The 17,467-nt window shown below is 64.8% G+C and carries 21 protein-coding genes; all 21 read left to right on the top strand.

Annotated elements, in window-relative coordinates; genetic code table 11:
• Window positions 1-2: 2 nt before the first annotated feature.
• On the top strand, window positions 3-455 hold the full coding sequence (locus ABH900_RS17680; RefSeq protein ID WP_429624429.1) for a structural cement protein Gp24: 453 nt from the start codon (window positions 3-5) through the stop codon (window positions 453-455).
• Between the two features lie 12 nt (window positions 456-467).
• A complete protein-coding gene (locus ABH900_RS17675; protein WP_429624428.1) occupies window positions 468-1,406 on the top strand; it encodes a DUF2184 domain-containing protein in 939 nt (312 codons plus the stop codon).
• 45 nt (window positions 1,407-1,451) lie between these two features.
• The gene (locus ABH900_RS17670) at window positions 1,452-2,039 is read left to right on the top strand and encodes a hypothetical protein (protein ID WP_429624427.1); all 588 of its coding nucleotides are present in this window, start codon (window positions 1,452-1,454) and stop codon (window positions 2,037-2,039) included.
• Between the two features lie 2 nt (window positions 2,040-2,041).
• Window positions 2,042-2,554, top strand: coding sequence for a DnaT-like ssDNA-binding protein (locus tag ABH900_RS17665; RefSeq protein ID WP_223485337.1), 513 nt, complete (start codon window positions 2,042-2,044; stop codon window positions 2,552-2,554).
• Window positions 2,551-2,907, top strand: coding sequence for a hypothetical protein (locus ABH900_RS17660; protein ID WP_134832357.1), 357 nt, complete (start codon window positions 2,551-2,553; stop codon window positions 2,905-2,907). Before ABH900_RS17665 ends, ABH900_RS17660 begins: the two co-directional genes overlap by 4 nt.
• Entirely contained in the window at window positions 2,907-3,983 is a 1,077-nt protein-coding gene (locus tag ABH900_RS17655; RefSeq protein ID WP_134832358.1) for a phage minor head protein, read from the top strand. The genes ABH900_RS17660 and ABH900_RS17655 overlap by 1 nt, the downstream gene beginning before the upstream one ends.
• Window positions 3,973-4,398, top strand: coding sequence for a hypothetical protein (locus ABH900_RS17650; protein ID WP_429624426.1), 426 nt, complete (start codon window positions 3,973-3,975; stop codon window positions 4,396-4,398). Before ABH900_RS17655 ends, ABH900_RS17650 begins: the two co-directional genes overlap by 11 nt.
• The gene (locus tag ABH900_RS17645; RefSeq protein WP_429624425.1) at window positions 4,395-4,805 is read left to right on the top strand and encodes a phage tail terminator-like protein; all 411 of its coding nucleotides are present in this window, start codon (window positions 4,395-4,397) and stop codon (window positions 4,803-4,805) included. Before ABH900_RS17650 ends, ABH900_RS17645 begins: the two co-directional genes overlap by 4 nt.
• A gap of 9 nt (window positions 4,806-4,814) precedes the next feature.
• Complete coding sequence (locus tag ABH900_RS17640) at window positions 4,815-5,057, top strand: hypothetical protein (RefSeq protein ID WP_429624424.1); 243 nt, start codon at window positions 4,815-4,817, stop codon at window positions 5,055-5,057.
• 80 nt (window positions 5,058-5,137) lie between these two features.
• On the top strand, window positions 5,138-5,629 hold the full coding sequence (locus ABH900_RS17635; RefSeq protein WP_429624423.1) for a hypothetical protein: 492 nt from the start codon (window positions 5,138-5,140) through the stop codon (window positions 5,627-5,629).
• Between the two features lie 106 nt (window positions 5,630-5,735).
• The gene (locus ABH900_RS17630) at window positions 5,736-6,197 is read left to right on the top strand and encodes a hypothetical protein (protein ID WP_134832362.1); all 462 of its coding nucleotides are present in this window, start codon (window positions 5,736-5,738) and stop codon (window positions 6,195-6,197) included.
• 102 nt (window positions 6,198-6,299) lie between these two features.
• Window positions 6,300-6,692, top strand: coding sequence for a hypothetical protein (locus ABH900_RS17625; RefSeq protein WP_134832363.1), 393 nt, complete (start codon window positions 6,300-6,302; stop codon window positions 6,690-6,692).
• Window positions 6,673-7,023 carry a phage tail assembly chaperone gene (locus ABH900_RS17620; RefSeq protein ID WP_429624422.1) on the top strand — a complete coding sequence of 117 codons (351 nt, stop codon included), beginning with the start codon at window positions 6,673-6,675 and terminating at the stop codon, window positions 7,021-7,023. Before ABH900_RS17625 ends, ABH900_RS17620 begins: the two co-directional genes overlap by 20 nt.
• 13 nt (window positions 7,024-7,036) lie before the next feature.
• Window positions 7,037-9,982, top strand: a complete 2,946-nt coding sequence (locus ABH900_RS17615; RefSeq protein WP_429624421.1) for a phage tail length tape measure family protein — start codon at window positions 7,037-7,039, stop codon at window positions 9,980-9,982.
• Entirely contained in the window at window positions 9,979-10,308 is a 330-nt protein-coding gene (locus ABH900_RS17610) for a phage tail protein (RefSeq protein ID WP_429624420.1), read from the top strand. Before ABH900_RS17615 ends, ABH900_RS17610 begins: the two co-directional genes overlap by 4 nt.
• 9 nt (window positions 10,309-10,317) lie before the next feature.
• Window positions 10,318-11,337 (top strand): hypothetical protein, encoded by a 1,020-nt coding sequence (locus ABH900_RS17605; RefSeq protein WP_134832367.1) that lies wholly within the window; start codon window positions 10,318-10,320, stop codon window positions 11,335-11,337.
• Window positions 11,338-11,339: 2 nt separating this feature from the next.
• Window positions 11,340-11,801: a hypothetical protein gene (locus tag ABH900_RS17600; RefSeq protein ID WP_134832368.1), complete on the top strand. Its 462-nt coding sequence runs from the start codon at window positions 11,340-11,342 to the stop codon at window positions 11,799-11,801.
• Window positions 11,798-12,493 (top strand): phage minor tail protein L, encoded by a 696-nt coding sequence (locus tag ABH900_RS17595; RefSeq protein ID WP_134832369.1) that lies wholly within the window; start codon window positions 11,798-11,800, stop codon window positions 12,491-12,493. The genes ABH900_RS17600 and ABH900_RS17595 overlap by 4 nt, the downstream gene beginning before the upstream one ends.
• Before the next feature lie 74 nt (window positions 12,494-12,567).
• The gene (locus ABH900_RS17590; RefSeq protein WP_429624419.1) at window positions 12,568-13,308 is read left to right on the top strand and encodes a C40 family peptidase; all 741 of its coding nucleotides are present in this window, start codon (window positions 12,568-12,570) and stop codon (window positions 13,306-13,308) included.
• Window positions 13,301-13,903, top strand: coding sequence for a tail assembly protein (locus tag ABH900_RS17585; protein WP_134832371.1), 603 nt, complete (start codon window positions 13,301-13,303; stop codon window positions 13,901-13,903). Before ABH900_RS17590 ends, ABH900_RS17585 begins: the two co-directional genes overlap by 8 nt.
• On the top strand, window positions 13,900-17,457 hold the full coding sequence (locus ABH900_RS17580) for a host specificity protein J (protein WP_429624418.1): 3,558 nt from the start codon (window positions 13,900-13,902) through the stop codon (window positions 17,455-17,457). Before ABH900_RS17585 ends, ABH900_RS17580 begins: the two co-directional genes overlap by 4 nt.
• Window positions 17,458-17,467 lie beyond the last annotated feature (10 nt).

The following is a 17,467-nucleotide window of genomic DNA, read 5'->3' as shown; positions in this document are numbered from 1 at the left end:
CCATGGCACTGCAGACCAACTACCCGGATATCCAGCCGGCCGCCATCGAAGGTGCGCAGGCGACCATGCTGCCGGCCACGATCATCAGCCGCGACGTGGAAACCTCTCCCGGCATTGGCTTCGGCCGCGCCGTCGCCCAGGGCACCGCAGACAAGGGCATCGTCTTGGCCGGTACCGGTGCCACCAAGCTGGTTGGCATCACCCTGCTGGACCGCTCCGCCGTCGGCAGTGCCGGCGTGCCGGACAGCTTCGCCCAGCGAAGCTCTGCGCGCGTCATCACCAAGGGCGATATCTGGGTGACCGCCGCTGTCGCGGTGAAGGCCGGTGATCTGGTCTACGTGACCGCCACGGGCACCTTCACCAACGTGGCCACCGACAACACCGCCTTCACCGGCGCCCGCTGGGACACCAGCACCACCGCCGCCGGCCAGCTGGCCGTCGTCCGTCTCGGCTAAGGAGCCAAGCCCATGAATGGAAATTCCATGCACCTGTTCGACGCACAGGCCGCGCTCGGCTTCGTCGTTGCCCAGGCATCGATCATCGAGCCGGGCGTCTACCGCACGCGCTACCCGTCGGTGCAGTACCGCGACCTGATCCCGGTTGACACCACCGGCAGCGAGTTCGCCACCTCTGTGACCTACTACTCGTCCGACCAGTTCGGCAAGGCCACCTGGATCAACGGCAATGCCGACGACCTGCCGAAGGCCGGCACCACCCGTGCTCAGCACCAGACCGGTGTGCACACCGCTGGTATCGGCTACGGCTTCGGCTGGGAGGAAATCGGTCGGGCACAGCTGCTCGGCATCAACCTGCAGTCCGACGATGCTTCCGCTGCTCGCCGCGCTTCCGAAGAGATGGTCGACCGCGTGGCACTGCTGGGCGATGCGGACAAGGGTTTCACCGGCCTCTACAACGCTGCGAATGTGACCCCGGTGGCGGCGGAAACTGGCAACTGGACGGTGGATACGGACTCCAACCTGATCGTTGGTGTACTGAACCAGGCGCTGTTGAACGTGTTCAACGGCACCAACACCGCGTCGATGGCGGACACCCTGCTGCTCCCGTGGACCAAGTTCAACCTGCTGGCCACTCGCAAGATGAGCGAGAACAGCGACAAGACCATCATCCAGTGGTACCTGGAAAACAATCTGTACACCGTGCAGACCGGTCAGCAGCTGACCTTGCGCGGCGTGCGCGGGCTGGATAAGGCAGGTGTCGGCGGGACCACGCGCCTGGTTGCCTACCGCAAGGATCCCGAGGTTCTGAAGCTGCACATGCCGATGCCGCACCGCTTCCTGCCGGCCTGGCAGAGCGGTCCGTTGCGCTGGGATATCCCGGGCGTGATGCGCTTGGGCGGCCTGGACGTCCGCCTGCCCAAGGAAGTCGTCTACCTGGACGGCATCTGATCCGCCTGGCCCCGGCCGTGCGCCGGGGCCTCACTGGAGCGAAGCATGAAGATCACGAACAACCACGCAGGCCCGCTGGGCCTTCCGGACGGCACGATCCTGCCGCCAGGCGAGGCAACTCCGATCGCCAACTGGGATGCCCTTAAAGGCAATGCGGTAGTGCAGGGCTGGCTGAAGGGCAAGATCCTGAGCGCCGAAGGTGGCAAGGCCAGCGCCGCGCCGCAGGAAACGCTTCTCGGCTCCAACGTGCTGCCGGCCAACATCGAGCTGGCCGAAGGCGTTTCGGTGCAGCTGGGCGAAGTGGTGCGCCGGGCGCACGAAGCAACGGGCCTGAGCGTCGCCGAATGGAACGCGCTGGAAGACGGCGACCGCGAGGCAGAGCTGGCAGCAGTGGTGCGCGAGCTGCAGTCCGCTGCTGAAGCCGAGGCCGAGGCCAAGAAGGGCGCTGCCGCAGCAGACGCCGAGAAGGCCAAGGCCAGCGGGGGCACCTCCACGGGGACGCTGCCGTCGAGCGATAAGGACGTGCTGCTGGCCCGCGCCAAGGAGCTGGGCATCGACGCGAAGGGCACCTGGGGCGTGCTGAAGCTGCAGGCGGCCATCGCCGAGGCCGAGGCCAAGAAGGGCGAGGGCTGACCGTGTACGGCACGCTCGAGGGCGCAGACCTCTACCACCAGGCGCGCGGCAATGCCGCCTGGGCCGCCGGTACGGAAGACGCCCGCACCGGGGCACTGGTCCGCGCCACGGACTACATCGATGGTCGGTACCGGGTGCTGCTGGCCAGCGGCCGGTGGGCGTCGATGTTCCCCGGCGTGCGCACGGCCGGGCGGGGCCAGCCGAACGAGTGGCCCCGCACCGGCGCAGTCGACTACGACGGCGACCCCATCCAGCCGGATGAGGTTCCCGATGAAGTGGAGCGCGCAACGTACGAGGCAGCGCTGCGCGAGCTGACCAACCCCGGCAGCCTTTCGCCGGACTACGTCGCCAGCGAGGCGGTGACCAAGGAGAAGGTTGGGCCGATCGAGGTCAACTATGCCGATGCCAGTGCCGCCGGCCAGGTGCCGAACCGGCCGGTGGTGCCGGCCATTGACGAGATCCTGGCACCGCTGCTGCGGACGCCGGCAACCTATCCGGCGGTGCGGGTGGTATGAGCGCCTTCTATGACCGCATGCAGGCCACGGCCACGAAGCTGATCGCGCGTTTCGGCTACTCAACGCAGCTGGAGCGCGACGGCGTACCGACCGGGCCGCCGCACAACCCGCAGCCGGGCGAGCCCACGCGTCACGACTGCAAGGTGGTGGAGCTCGAATACAGCCTCACCGATCGCGACACCACGCTGGTGCAGCAGGGCGACAAGCTGGGACTGATCTCCACGGCCGTGGACATCCAGCCTGGTAAGGATGACCGGCTGATGCTGGGTGGCCAGCTCTATCACCTCATCGACCTGCAGCCGCTCGCCCCGGGCGGTCAGGTCCTTCTCTACGAGTTTCACGCCCGACGCTGATGGCAAACCTGACACCCCGCGAGCTGGAGTTGCTGGCACGGCGCCTGGAGCCGGCGATTCGCCGCGCGTTCGAGCAGGCCATCGCCGGCGTCCGATCGCAGGTGCAGTTGGATCTTCTGGCCGAACTGCTACGCGCCGGCCAGGTCGACATGGTGCTGGAAGCCCTGGGATTCGACGCTGAGCGGTTCTCGCCGATGGCTGAGCAGGTGCGCCAGGCCTTCATGGCTGGCGCCGAGGTGGGGATGAAGGAATTGCCGGTGCTGTCGCTGCGGCAGCAGGTGCGAGGCAGATACAACCCAGCGAACGAAACACCGCTGTTGCGCTTCGGCTTCGACATGCGCAACCGCGGCGTTGAGCAATGGCTTCGGGACAACTCGTCCCGACTGATCACCGGCGTGCTGGAAGATCAGCGGGCGCTGGTGCGGCAGCTGCTGACGCGCGGCATGGCCTCGGGCACCAATCCCCGGCAGACGGCACTGGAGCTGGTAGGGCGGGTGGGGGAGACCGGGCGCCGCACCGGCGGCGTGGTTGGGCTCACCGCGCAGCAGGCGCAGTTCGTTGCCAACGTTCGGCACCAACTGGCCAGCGGTGATCCGGTGCAGATGGCGGAGTACTTCGGCCGCAAGCGGCGCGACAAGCGCTTGGATGGCATCGTCACCCGGGCCATCAAGGCTGGGCAGCCGGTGGCACCGGCAGACGTCGAGAAGATCGCTGCGCGCTATGCGGACAGGTTGCTGGCGCTGCGCGGCGAGATGATCGCCCGTACGGAGTCGATCACCGCTATGAACGCCGGGCGCGAGGATGCATTCCGGCAGCAGATCGAGGCGGGGCGTCTTGCGCCCGAGAACGTGACGGGAACCTGGTCAGCCACAGGCGACGACCGAACCCGGCACAGTCACCAAGCAATGAACAACCAGGTGCGTCCTTTCGGTGTGCCGTTCCAGACCCCGAGCGGTGCGCTGCTGCGCTTCCCTGGTGACACGTCGCTGGGCGCGGGGCCGGAGGAAATCATCGGGTGCCGCTGCACGAAGCACTATCGGGTCGACATGGTGGCGGAGGTGAAGCGTGGCCAATAAGTTCGGCGCTCAGGTGCGTGCCTTCACTGAGAAGGCCAAAGCCATGCAGGGCGCCATCTTCCGCGAGTCCGCAACGAAGCTGATGGAGGAAGCCAGCACGCCGGAGGGGCAGGGCGGAAGAATGCCGGTCGACACAGGGTTCCTTCGCAACTCGGCGGCCGCCTCGGTGGAGGGCATGCCGACTGATGGCGCACAGGCGCCGGCGCTGGTGTTCGCCACCATGGAACTGGGCCAAACCGTGTGGGCCGGTTGGACCGCGAAGTACGCCATGCGCATGGAGCACGGGTTCTACGGCGAGGACAGCAAGGGCAGGACCTACGCTCAGGCCGGCAAGGGCTTCGCGCGCGCCGCAGCGCAGCGCTGGGACTTCATCGTGGCTGAGGTCACAGCGAGCGTGAAAGGACGGATGGGATGAGCGACACCGCGATCTATGACGCATTCGCCACGCTGGTGGGGCAGTTCGCTGCTGCGGAGCGCCTGGCCTGTTCCTACCCGGGGCAGACGTTCTCACCTCCGACCGGGAACGGGGCTCGTTGGCTGGAGCTGCAGTGGTTCCCCAACCGGACCGAGAACTACGGCATCGATGACGACGGCCCGTCCCTGATGCAGGGGTTTGGCCAGCTGTCCGCCTGCTACCGGCCGGGGCAGGGGATCATGGTGGGTACCGCCATCACGGACCGGATCATCGCCGCGTTCGCCAAGGGCACAACCTTCGCCGGCATGCGGGTGGAGAGGAAGCCCTGGACCTCCAGCATCATCCAGGACCCGGAGCGGGTCATGCACCCGGTGACCATCCCGTGGCGGGGATTCGTTTCGGGGTAGACTCCGGCCATGAGCCCCAAGTCGCCAAACCTGCACCTGGTCAGCAGCAACGAGATCCCGAACGAGGGCGAACTGCAGGCCATGCGCGATGCCATCACCCGCATGAAGCGGAACCGGCAGCTGCTGGATGAGTTTTGCGCCGAGCAGGCGCGGTTCGTCCGGGCGGAGTACCTTGCCTACGTGGAGGCGGGATTCACTCGGCCGCAGGCCATGCAGCTGGTGGCGGCGAAGCTGGCTCCGGCCAGGAAATAGGAAGACAGGGCTGCGGCCGCCACAGAGCTGTGGTAGTAAAGGCTGGAGCGGCGGCATGAGGCTGCCTATCAGGGGGCGACATGAAAGCGATCACAGCTTTAGCGGTTGTGGCGGTTGCGTGTGCGGGATGCTCTACCCTCAAGCAGGAAACCATCCAAGTCTCGGATGGAACGACGACGAAGACCGTTGGTTCCGTGACTACCTGGAGTCCCGACAAGGCAGCCGCGGTAGTCGTAAATCAGAAAGTCTGCATGCAACTCCCCACTCGAATTGTTTCTCTGGGTGGGGGGGGGGTGGGAGCAGCGAGCGCGGATGCTAACGGCGTTCCAAACGTCGCAGGAGGAGGCAGCGTCGAGGGCGCTGCTGCTGCGGCGGGTGACTGGAAGTCGACTGCATCTTCCGCGATTACATCTACCGAGCGGACCACGTTCTTGTCGTTTGGCCTGTTCTACCTCTGCCAGATGGCCATGAACGGTTCCATCAAGGAGCAGCGCATCGAGGAGATGATGCAGTTCTTGGTGACCGAATCGGTAAAGATCGGCGACCCCAAGCAAGTGCCTATAGCGAAATAATCCGCAATAGATTCACTCTAGGCCCGCCCACCAGCGGGCCTTTCGCTTTTCCAACGACCCCGCCCCGTGGCGGGTTTTTTTACGCCCATCGCGAGGAGATACGGCTATGGCCGCTGAAGCAAAGACCAACGCAGGCTCGAAGCTGAGCATCTGCGTCCTTCCCCAGAACGAAGACCTGACCGCCACCGAGTTCGCTGCCCTCACCTTCGTCCAGGTGAAGAAGGTGGGTAGCATCGGCGAGCGCGGCATCAACACCAACGTGGTGCAGTACGACACGCTGGATACCTTGGTGGCCCTGAAGGGCAAGGGCATCACCAACGCCGGCGATCCCCAGATCGAAGTGGCTGAGGATCTGACTGACCCGGGCCAGGTGGCGATGCGCGCCGCTGGCGCGCCGGATGTACCGGACACCTACGCCTTCAAGATCGAGCGTGCTGACGGTTCCATAGAGTACCTGCGCGGCCTGGTGACCGGCCCGAACGTCCCCGGCGGCCGCAATGAGGACTTCATCCTCAACACCTACACGCTGGGCCTGAACCAGGTGCCGGTGGTCGTCGCCGCACCGTAACCTGAACACCTCGGGGGATAGGGCGGCCGCCTGACAAGCCGGAACTGATCCGGCCGGCTTCCCCCGGGGCTCTCGACCGGATTGCCATCAAGGATCTCGAACATGACTGAACTGTCCAACATCGTGGCGGCAGAGCGCCGCCTGGAAGTCCTGCACCCCGCGACCCAGGAGCCGGTAGGCCTGGTGCTGATCCTGCTGCCCGACACGCACCCGCAGGTCAAGGCTGCAGCCCGCAAGTCCATCAACGATCGCATCAACCACCGCGGCAAGGTGACCGCCGAGCAGATCGAGGCCAACCGCATCACGATGCTGGCGGCATCGGTGGGTGGCTGGGAATGGCAGGGCGCCTCGACCTTCCACCGCGAGAAGCCGGAGTTTGAGGAACAGACCCTGCGGCAGGTGCTGAAGGAACTGCCCTGGGTTGCAGAACAGGTCGATGCAGCCCTCGGCGAACGGGCCGAATTCTTTCAGCGACTTGACGAAACGGACGGCTGAGGCCGTCTACATCGCTGTCCGCTATGACATGGCGGATGAGAACGGCGAGACCCGCCGGCAGCGCAACGCACGGTTCGGCTTGGCCGAATCCCCTGAGCTGGAAGTCCCGGACGCAGCTGAGCACGTCTGGGGTTGGTTCTGGCAACTATCCGGCCGCAGGTACAGCGGCCCGGAAGCGTTGACGTTTGCTGACATCGGCCAGTGGGCATCCCTCCTGCAGATCGAACCGCTGCCGGAGGAGGTCCAGATGCTGATGGCGATGGATGACCAGTACCTACGCGCGGTTCGCGAAGACCAGAAGGCCGCGCGTGAGCGGGCCCAGCAGCAGTAGCACAGGAGCCCCGATGGACATCGCAGAGCTTGGGTACAAGATCGACAGCAGCGGGCTGGTGGAGGGGACCAAGGCACTGGACGAGAATGCTGCTGCGGCTGATCGTGCTGGTGCTGCAGCCGAGCGCTTGGACAAGCAGCAAATGGACGCCAGCAGGGCGGCGTCCTACTGGGCCAACGAGCAGGCCAAGATCAACGCCCGCGTCCAGGAGATGGAGCTGATTGAGCAGCGCACCGCCCGCGCAACTCAGCAGGCTGCACGGGCGAGCGAGGCGCGGGAGCTGAACCTCCAGAAGCTGCTCGGCCAGATCGACCCGACCGTGGGCGCGCTGAACCGCCTGGCTTCCATGGAGGAGCGCCTGGAGCGGGCGCACAAGGCGGGCCTGGTGAACCCGGCCATCTTCGATCAGTACCAGAACAAGATCGACGCCATGCGCGCGTCCGTGCTCAATGCCACGGGTGCGCAGAACGGCATGGGACAGTCCGCCAAGCAGCTGCAGAACAATCTGCGCATGATCCCCATGCAGGTGACCGACATCACCACCAGCCTGGTGAGCGGCCAGCCCGCGTGGATGGTGGCGATCCAGCAGGGCGGCCAGCTGAAGGACCAGTTCGGCGGCATCGGCCCTGCGGCGCGTGCCGTGGGCGGATACGTGCTCGGGCTGATCAACCCGTTGACGCTGGCTGCCGCCGCGCTGGCGGCGCTGACCATCGCCGCAAAGCAATCGGAAGACCAGCTGTTCGACTTCCAGAAGGCGCAGATCCTGAGCGGGCAGGCTTCATCGGTCGGTGCTGCGGGGTTCCTCGAACTGGCCAGCAGCATCGATCACCTGCAGGGCGTGTCCAGAGGCGGCGCGGTGGCGGCATTGACAGAGACGGCGAAGGCTGGCCGCTATGCGGGTGAGCAGTTCGAGATGGTGGCGGCTGCGGCTGCACGCATGGAAGCGTCCGCCGGCCGTTCCCTGGCGGCCACCGTCAGTGCGTTCGACGCCATCGCGAAGGAGCCTGTCGAGGGCTTGCTGAAGCTCAACGACGCCGAGAGGTTCCTGACCGCTGCGCAGCTGCAGCGAATCACCACCCTGCGCGATGAGGGGCGGTCGCAGGAAGCGGCCAATGAGGCGATCCAGATCTATGCCGCACACCTCGACGATGTGGCCAACCGCACCGAGGCGGTGATGCCTGGCATGTCGAAGGGCTGGCGCGACATCAAGGACGATATCGATGGTGCGTGGGGCGCACTGGGTAGCTTCACCAGCGCCGTTGTCGACCTCGCGGGGGAATGGGGCGTACTGGCCCGCTTGCCACGCCTGAGCGACATGCTGGGCCTTGGCCTCGCGGGCGGCACGCTGGTCAAGAACCTCGGCTTGCCCTCCTTCACGGACGCGCTGAATGGCGCAGCTGCAGCGATGCGAGGCCTGCCGCCGCTGCCCAAGCCTATCGATGAGGGCGGTGCGTTGGATCCGCAGACCGCACGTGACCTCGCCGCGGTGACGCAGGAGCGCGCCACGGCCGAGCAGGCTGCTGCCGAGGCCATCAATGCCCAGGTCGCAGGCCTCGATCGGGCCAGTGCCAAGGAAGCGGCCCGGCTGAAGATCATCGCGCAGTACAACAAGCTGGCCGACAACGATGCCCGGCACTTCGACGGGTCCATGCAGAGGCTGATCGCCAAGGCCCAAGCCGACGTCGACAAGTCGTTCAACCGACGCGACGGCGTGGGCAAACGCAATGGCGACGACACTGCAGCACAGAACATGCTGGCCGCTGCCCAGCGGCAGATCGAGGCGAACAAGCAGCTGGTGGAGACCGGCGTCAAGGTGACCGAGAGCGAGCGCCAGGCGATGGCGATCGAGCAGGTGCTGGCCAAGGGCAAGAACACCATGACGGCGTCCACCCGGGAGCTGCTGACGGCGGCCAGAGAGGAACTGCTGGCGTCGGGCCAGAAGGCTGCGGCGTACACCAAGGAAAAGGAGGCGGCAGAGGCGCTGGCCCGGCAGCAGGCGATTTTGGCCCAGGCCGGGGCCAACCGTGACCGATCGAACGAGCTCGACCTGATGGGTATGTCCGGCGGCTCGGATGCGGTGGCGATGTTGCGTCGGCAGCTGGACATCCAGCGCGAGTACCAGGACGAGTTGAAGCGGCTGGGCAGCCGGGATGTGGCCAAGGACAAGGAAACCTGGGACCTGATGGCGGCCAACGCTGCAGCGTTCCGCGATACGGAGCTGGCGAAGGAGCGCACGTTCCAGGAGCAGCGCCTTGCGATGCTCTCCGACTGGCGTGCCGGCGCACGGCGCGCGTGGCAGGACTATGCCTTCGCCGCGAACAACGCGATGGAGAACGCCGGCTCAGTGATGAATACCGCGCTGAGCGGCTGGGAGGATGCGTGGGTGCGCTTCGCCCAGACCGGAAAGCTGTCGTTCCGCGATATGGCCAACGCAATCATCGCCGACCTGGCTCGCATTGCGGCCAAGCAGGCGGCGGTCGGCATCATCAACGCGGTCGCCAGTGCGTGGGGCGGTGGTGGCGGCACGTATACGGGTGATGGCACGGGTGCGGGCTCCATCGGCGGATTCGGCAACAACCTGGGCAACTTCGGCGGCGGCAGGGCCAAGGGTGGGCCGGTGCGCGGGTCCACGCTGTACGAAGTGGGCGAGGGCGGCCGTCCTGAGCTGTTCAACGATGGTCGGGGTCGCACCTATCTGATACCAGGCAACGACGGCCAGGTGATCCCGGCTGCTGCTGGTGGTGGCTCTGCTGGCGCAGCTGCGGCATCTAGCCCCGCGCAGATCAACGTCAACGTGGTTGTGAACAGTGACGGCAGCACGGAAGCGGATGGCGACACGTCGTTGATGCAGCAGTTTGGCCAGGATCTGGGCAGGTTCGTTGAATCGAAGTACCGCGAGCTGCAGACCCGAGACATGCGCCCAGGCGGCGCCCTGCATGCCATGGGGGCACGCGCATGACCGACACCTTCATCTGGGTACCAACGCGGACGGGCGGCGGCACGGCGAATTCCGTCGTGCGGCGCGCCAAGTTCGGCGATGGCTACAGCCAGAGCGCGCCGGATGGGCTGAATGCCCGGTGGCGTTCCTACCAGCTCACGTTTACCGGCTCGCAGCAAAGAATCAACGAGATCATCGACTTCCTCGATGCCCATGTCGGCCGCTCCTTCTACTGGCAGAGCCCACGGGGGCTGCTGCTGTTCCAGTGCGACACACACAGCGAGCCGCTACCGACCGGCCTGGTGCACAGCATCACGGCCACCTTCGAACAGACGTTCCAGCCGTAAGGAAAGGCCATGGCACGACAAGTAATCGACACCACCACCCAGAACCCCGGTTGGATCGGCGATCTGGCCAAGGTCGCCTTCACCAAGACCAACGAGAACTTCGCAGAGCTATACGACGCATCCGATCGCGTGGCGCTGCTGACTGGTAAGAATCTGATCATCAACGGCGATTTCAGGTTCTGGCAGCGAGCCACGGCCCAGACTGAGCGTGATACGGGATACGCCCCGCTCTACTTGGCTGCCGACCGCTGGTACATGGCGGCAGCAGCAACGAAGGTTGGAATGTCTCGACAGGCGTTCACGGTCGGCCAGACGCAGGTCCCCGGAAGCCCGCAGTACTACATGCGCGTGAGCTCAAACAGCGGGATATCGGCCGCGGCGCTTGGCTACTTCGGGCAGACCATTGAAGGAGTCGGCACGTTCGCAGGCCAGACTGCCACCCTCAGCTTCTACGCAAAGGGCAATGTCGCTGCCAAGCTCGGTGTCAGTTTTGTGCAGAGTTTCGGCACAGGCGGATCGCCAGACAACTGGAGCATCGTTGGCCCGGTACTGAACATCAGTACCACGTGGAAGCTCTACACAGTCACCGTCGATATCCCATCCATTGCAGGTAAGGCCGTGGGTAGTGGAAATGACCATCTGCGCGTGCGGCTATGGCTGGACGCAGGATCGAACTACACGGATCAGGCAGGGGCAGTTGGCAGCCAGACGTGGGCCCTGGACATCGCAAACGTGCAAATTGAAGCTGGCGGAATTGCGACGGGGTTTGAGCAACGAAACCCGGCCCTAGAGATGCTGCTGTGTCAGCGCTACTACGAGATAAATGGCGGTATCGCTACCTCTGACGGTGCGTATTTTTCAACGCATTACTACAAGGTTCAAAAGCGCGTTACGCCAAGCCTGACTGTGACGAGCGGGTCGGTATCGCCGGCCACCTTGAATCCCCGTGGAAACTCCGGCTTCTTCAGCATGGATGGCCGGGCATCAAGCAGCAATGCGTTCACTGTCGCCATTGATGCGGAGCTTTGACCATGTATCGACTTACAGCCGATCCCGATCTTATCTATTGCGTAGATTCCAACACGTTCATTCCGCGTGGCCACTACCTGTGGCCGACCAAATGGTTGTTGGAGAACGTCCCAGAGCCGGTTCCGGCGCCATATGATCTCTACTCGCCGCAGCACTTTCGGGCGATTCGCGACGCGGCGTTCGCGTGGATGGAAGCGGAAGTGAAAGCACGTGGTTATGACGATATTCCGAACTGCGCGAGCTACTTCAACAGCAGCGTCACTCGCTATCGGCAGGAGGCGCGCGCGCTGGTGGCTTGGCGCGACGCCGTGAACCAGAGGCTGGAGCAGCTGGTACTGGCGCCGCCGGCTGGCGTTGAGACCTGGGACCAAGTCCGCGCGTTGCTGCCGCAGCCCGCAGACTTCGACTGGCCGGAGAAGGCGGAGCTGCCGCTGGACATGAATGACAAGGTGGTGCTGACGTGATCACCGCCGATGCCCAGAAGCTGGAGCCCGGCGGCCGGGTGACGTTGTACGAGCTGGATTGCAGCAGCTTCGGCGCTGATCAGCTGTTCTTCCACCAGCACCTGCAGTCGGGGGGGATCTGGTGGCAGGGCCAGGAGTATGGCCCTTGGCCAATCGAGGCCACCGGCTTCGCCCGTACCAGCGACCAGCCGCCTAACCCTCGGCTGAAGGTGAGCAACATCGATGGCAGGATCGCAGCCCTGTGCCTCCTGTTCGATGACTTGGTGGGTGCGCGAGTGATTCGCCGGCAGACGCTGGCCAAATACCTGGACGCTGCGAACTTCCCCGACGGCAACCCAACGGCGGACCCGAACGAACACTTTCAAGACGAGGTCTGGTTCATTGAGCGGAAGACCTCCGAGGACAAGGAGACGGTCGAGTTCGAGTTGACGACTGCAATCGACCTCAATGGTGAGCAGTTGCCCGGACGACAGATCATCGCTGGCGTCTGCGGGTGGCTGATCAGGGGCGGCTACCGCGGCCCCTACTGTGGATACACCGGGCCTGCAGTGGCCGACGCCAACGACATCCCTACGGATGACCCTGCGCGCGACCAGTGCAGCGGTCTAGTGCGGGGTTGCAAGCTGCGCTTCGGCGCCGACAAAGAGCTTCCGTACGGCGGTTTCCCGGCCGCAGGCCTGCTTCGCACCTGATGGCCTGAATTTTTCGCTGCACCAGCAGCATTACCCAGGCCCGCCCAGCGCGGGCCTTTCTATGGGCGACACCCATGCAACAGAGCACCCTAAAGGCCATCCAGGCGCACGCCGTGGCCGACTACCCCCGCGAGTGCTGCGGACTCATCGTGGCTACGGCCGGTGGTGAGGCTTACGTTGCCTGCCGCAATGTGGCGACGACCCCCAGCGAGCACTTCATCCTGCCGGCAGAGGACTATGCTGCCGTCGAAGACGAGGGTCCGATACTGGCGCTGGTTCACAGCCATCCCAACGCCTCGGCGGCACCGTCTGACGCCGACAGAGTTATGTGCGAGGTCAGCGGTTTGCCCTGGCACATCGTCAGCGTCGGCCAGTGCACCGGTGCCGAGCCGGAATGTGGTGACCTGCAGAGTATTGAGCCGTGCGGCTATGTGGCGCCGCTGGTTGGGCGCCAGTTCGCCCATGGCATCCTCGACTGCTACACCTTGGTCCGCGACTTCCTCGCGCGCGAATTGGGCATCCATCTCAGCGACTACGAGCGCGAGGATGACTGGTGGGAGAAGGGGCAGGACCTCTACAGCCTGGAGCGGTTGAGCGCCGAGGGCTTCGAGCTGATCGAGGGCGCCCCGCAGCGCGGCGACATGGTGCTGATGCAGATCCGCTCGCCGGTGCCGAACCACGCCGGCGTCTATCTCGGGGACGGCCAGATGCTGCACCACATGCACGGCCGCCTGTCGGAGGTGATCACCTACGGCGGCATGTGGGCCGAGCGCACCCGTTACATCGTTCGCCACAAGGAGGCAGTCCGTGTCTGAGCGCCTGCGCACCATTCGTCTGTATGGCCAGCTGGGGAGCCGGTTCGGACGCTCCTTCCGGTTGGCCGTGAACAGCCCCGCTGAGGCGATCCGTGCGCTCTGCGCAATCCTGCCGGGGTTCCAGCAGTACCTGACCGGCGCGAAGGAGCAGGGCATTGTGTTCGCTGTCTTTGTCGGCAAGCAGAACATAACCAAGGATCAGCTCCAGGATCCCCCCGGCAACGATGACATCCGCATTGCGCCCGTGATGGTAGGTAGCAAGCGTGGTGGAGTGCTGCAGACGATCATGGGGGTGGTTCTGATCGTCATCGGTGTCTGGATGAACATCGTGACGCCCGGCTCAGGCATGGGGTTCGTGCAGATGGGTGCCGCGATGGCACTGGGAGGCGTCGTACAGATGCTCGGTCCGCAGCCGAAAGGCTTGGGCTCGCAGGACAGCGTCGACAACCGGCCGAGCTACAGCATGAATGGGACGGTCAACACGCAGGCCCAAGGCAATCCAGTTCCGCTGCCCTATGGTGGGCACGACACCAAGGGGATGCTGGTTGGCTCGGCAGTGATCAGCGGCGGCATCCAGGCGGAGGACCAGCTTTGAACACACCTGTCATGTCGAAGGCGCTATCCAACGACGTTGGCCAGGCTATCCGCATGGGTGGTGCTGGCGGAAAGAGCGGATCCAATGCCCGCACTCCTGTCGAAACGCCGGACAGCCTCCACTCGATGGCCGTGGCCCGAATCGTGGATCTGGTGGGCGAAGGTGAGATCCGTGGACTCGTTGCCGGTAACCAGTCCATCTACCTCAACCAGGTGCCGATCCAGAACCCCGACGGCACGTACAACTTCTCCGGCGTGACGGTTGAAACTCGCTCTGGCACGCAGGACCAGTCGTACATCCCTGGTTTCCCCTCGGTCGAGAATGAGGTTGCGATCAATGTCGAGCTGCGCGGCGGGGAGCCGGTGGTTCGCGCTGTCAGCGGCCCCGATCTGTCGGCGGTGCGCATTCGCTTGGCCGTTCCTGCTCTGCAGGAGGTTGACGGCGAGAACGGCGACCGGAAGGGCTATTCGATCACCTACGCGGTCGATCTGTCGGTAGATGGCGGCCAGTTCTCCACTGTTCTGACCGAAGCCATCACTGGCAAGACGACGTCCCAGTATGAACGCAGCCGCCGCATTGATCTTCCCGCAGGAACGCAGTGGCAGGTGCGCATCCGGCGCATCACGCCGAACCGAAACAATTCGCTGATCTCGGATACGGTGAACGTGCTGTCGATGACCGAGATCATCGACGTAAAGCTGCGCTACCCGAACTGCGCGCTCGCGGCCGTGCAGGTGGATGCAAGTGCATTCCAGAGCATCCCGTCGCGCTCCTATCGCATCTGGGGCCGCATCGTTCGGGTGCCGGCCAACTACGACCCTATCAGCCGCATCTACTCGACCAGCGGCCCAGGAACCACCAACGGCGCTTGGGACGGGACGTTCAAGGCTGCTTGGACGAACAACCCGGCGTGGGCGTTCTTTGACATCGTGACCAACGATCGCTTCGGCTTGGGGAGCCGCATCCCCTTGGACTGGGTGGACAAGTGGCGCCTGTATCAGATCGCCCAGTACTGCGATCAGCTGGTGAGCGATGGTCTGGGTGGTCAGGAGCCGCGCTTCACCTGCAGCCTGTACCTGCAGAGTCGCGCGGATGCGTACCGCGTGCTGAAGGATATGGCCAGCATGTTCCGCGGTATCAGCTTCTACGCGGCAGGCCAGGTCATGGCTTCGGCCGATATGCCGAAGGATGCAAGTGCCACCTTCAGTCCGGCCAATGTTATTGGCGGCCGGTTCCGCTATGAAGGCAGTGGCCGCAAGGCACGGCATACCGTGGCGCTGGTGTCGTGGACGGACCCTGATGATTTCGGCCGGCAGAAGGTTGAGCCGGTGCAGCACAAGGAAGGCATCGCCCGCTACGGCGTGAATCAGACCGAGGTAACTGCCATCGGCTGCCATTCGCGCGCGCAAGCCCAGCGGGTAGGCAACCACATCTTGTTCACCGAGAACCTCGAGACGGAAGCTGTGAGCTTTGCCGTGGGCCTGGACGCTTTGAACTGCATGCCGGGCGATGTGATCCAGGTTTCGGACCCCAACCGATCAGGCCGGCGCAACGGCGGCCGCGTTCGTACCGCTGCAGCCGAAAGTCTGACGCTCGACCGCATCCCCGATGAAATGGCCCCGGGAGATATGCTGCATGCGACCCTTCCCAGCGGGAAGATTGAAGGCAGGACCATCACCGGCGTTGACCGTGTCAGCGGTATGGTGACCGTTGCGGCCCCGTGGTCAGCCATTCCCGTGGACCAGTCCATCTGGGCGACCGAGTCCAGTGAGCTGGCGCTGCAGCTGTTCCGGGTTGTCGGTGTGGCCGAGGGCGAGGATCTGACCTACAACATCACGGGCCTGAAGCACGTCCCCGGGAAGTATGCGGCGATCGATGACGGTACGCGCCTGGAGCTGCCACCCATCAGCATCATCCCGCCCAGCGTGCAGCCGCCGCCGACCAATGTGGCCCTGTCGTCGCACGTGATGATTGACCAGGGCATCGCCACGCCCACGCTGACCATCCAGTGGGACGCGGCAGACAAGGCTATCGCCTACGACGTGGAATGGCAGCGTGACGACCTGAACTGGGTGCGGGCGGGGCGGGTGGGCACGACAAGCATCGATGTGCCGGGCATCTACGCCGGCCAGTATCTCGCGCGGGTGCGCGCGGTGAATGCCCTGAATGCGGTGTCGATCTCAGCGACGAGCATGCTTACCGAGATCCGCGGCAAGACCGAGCCGCCGCCGGCAGTCACGTCGCTGACCACGACACCAATAGTGTTCGGAATCCAGCTGGCATGGGCGTTTCCGCCGGGCGCGACCGACACGCAGCGCACGGAGATCTGGCGCAGCACCGCGCCGGATCGCGAAACGGCGGTAAAGCTCGGCGACTACGCCTACCCGCAGAATCGACTGCAGCTGGACGGCCTAGCTGCAGGTGCGCGCTTCTACTTCTGGGCACGCCTGGTGGACAGGACGGGCAACATCGGCCCGTGGTATCCGACGGGTGCGGGCGTGATGGGGGAGGCGAGTACTGATGCGACCCTCTATGACGCCTACTTCTCCGGGCTGATCAACAAGAGCGCGCTGGGGCAGGAGCTTCTGTCGGAGATCGAGAGTATCAGCGGGATCGCGCCGCTGATCTGGGCTGCTGATGCCACCTACGAGCCGGGTCAGACCGTGATTCACAACGGGAAGATCTGGAGCTGGAAGGGGGCCGGGCCGGGCAACGAGGAGCCGCCCAGCGCCAACTGGCTTAACGTGGGTGATGCCGTCGCACAAGCCGGCGCAGTTGTCGGCAGGGTCAACTCGCTTGAGCTGGCGGTCAACGACCCAGATACGGGCCTGCAGGCCGTCGGGCGCAAGACCGATGGCCTGTTCGCTCAGCTCGATGCGCAGGGCGCCGGCGATGCCGACTGGGGCGCCGGCAACGAGAACGTGTTTGCCGGCACGACGACCCTCCAGACCGTCATGGTTGAGGCGGACCGCGCACTGGCTAAGCGCGTGGATACCGTCGAGGCATCGGTGGGCGATGTCGACCTCGGTGGCGTCCAGGCATCGGTGCAGCAGACCAGCCAAGCCATCGTAGATCTCAACGGCAGGATCAGCGCCACCTACACGGTCAAGGCGCAGATCACCAGCGCTGGTCAGATCTACATGGCCGGCATGGGCTTGGGTGTCGAGCAGCAGCCCGATGGCAGCTACCAGAGCCAGATCCTGATGCAGGCCGACCGGTTTGGCGTCATCAACGTGGTCAATGGGAACGTGACCGCGCCGTTCGTGATCCAGGGCGGGCAGACGTTCATCAACCAGGCGCTCATCGGCACCGCGTGGATCACCAGCGCCAAGATCGCCGATGCCGCGATCACCAACGCGAAGATCAGCGGGGCGATCCAGTCCGATGACTACGTCGCAGGCCAGACCGGCTGGAGGATCGACAAGGCAGCTGGTGGCGGGTTCCAGTTCAACGGAATGGTGGCTGGCGGCTATCGCCTCAACATCACCAACCAGGGCGTCTACATCTACTACCCGAACGGCAATCCGGCCGTCGAACTTGGAGTGCTGCTGTAATGGCCGACGT

The sequence above is a fragment of the Stenotrophomonas sp. AN71 genome (assembly GCF_050435725.1).
Classification (GTDB): domain Bacteria; phylum Pseudomonadota; class Gammaproteobacteria; order Xanthomonadales; family Xanthomonadaceae; genus Stenotrophomonas.
Note: the sequence above shows the minus strand (reverse complement) of the source record. Positions and strands in the feature narration are given on the sequence as shown.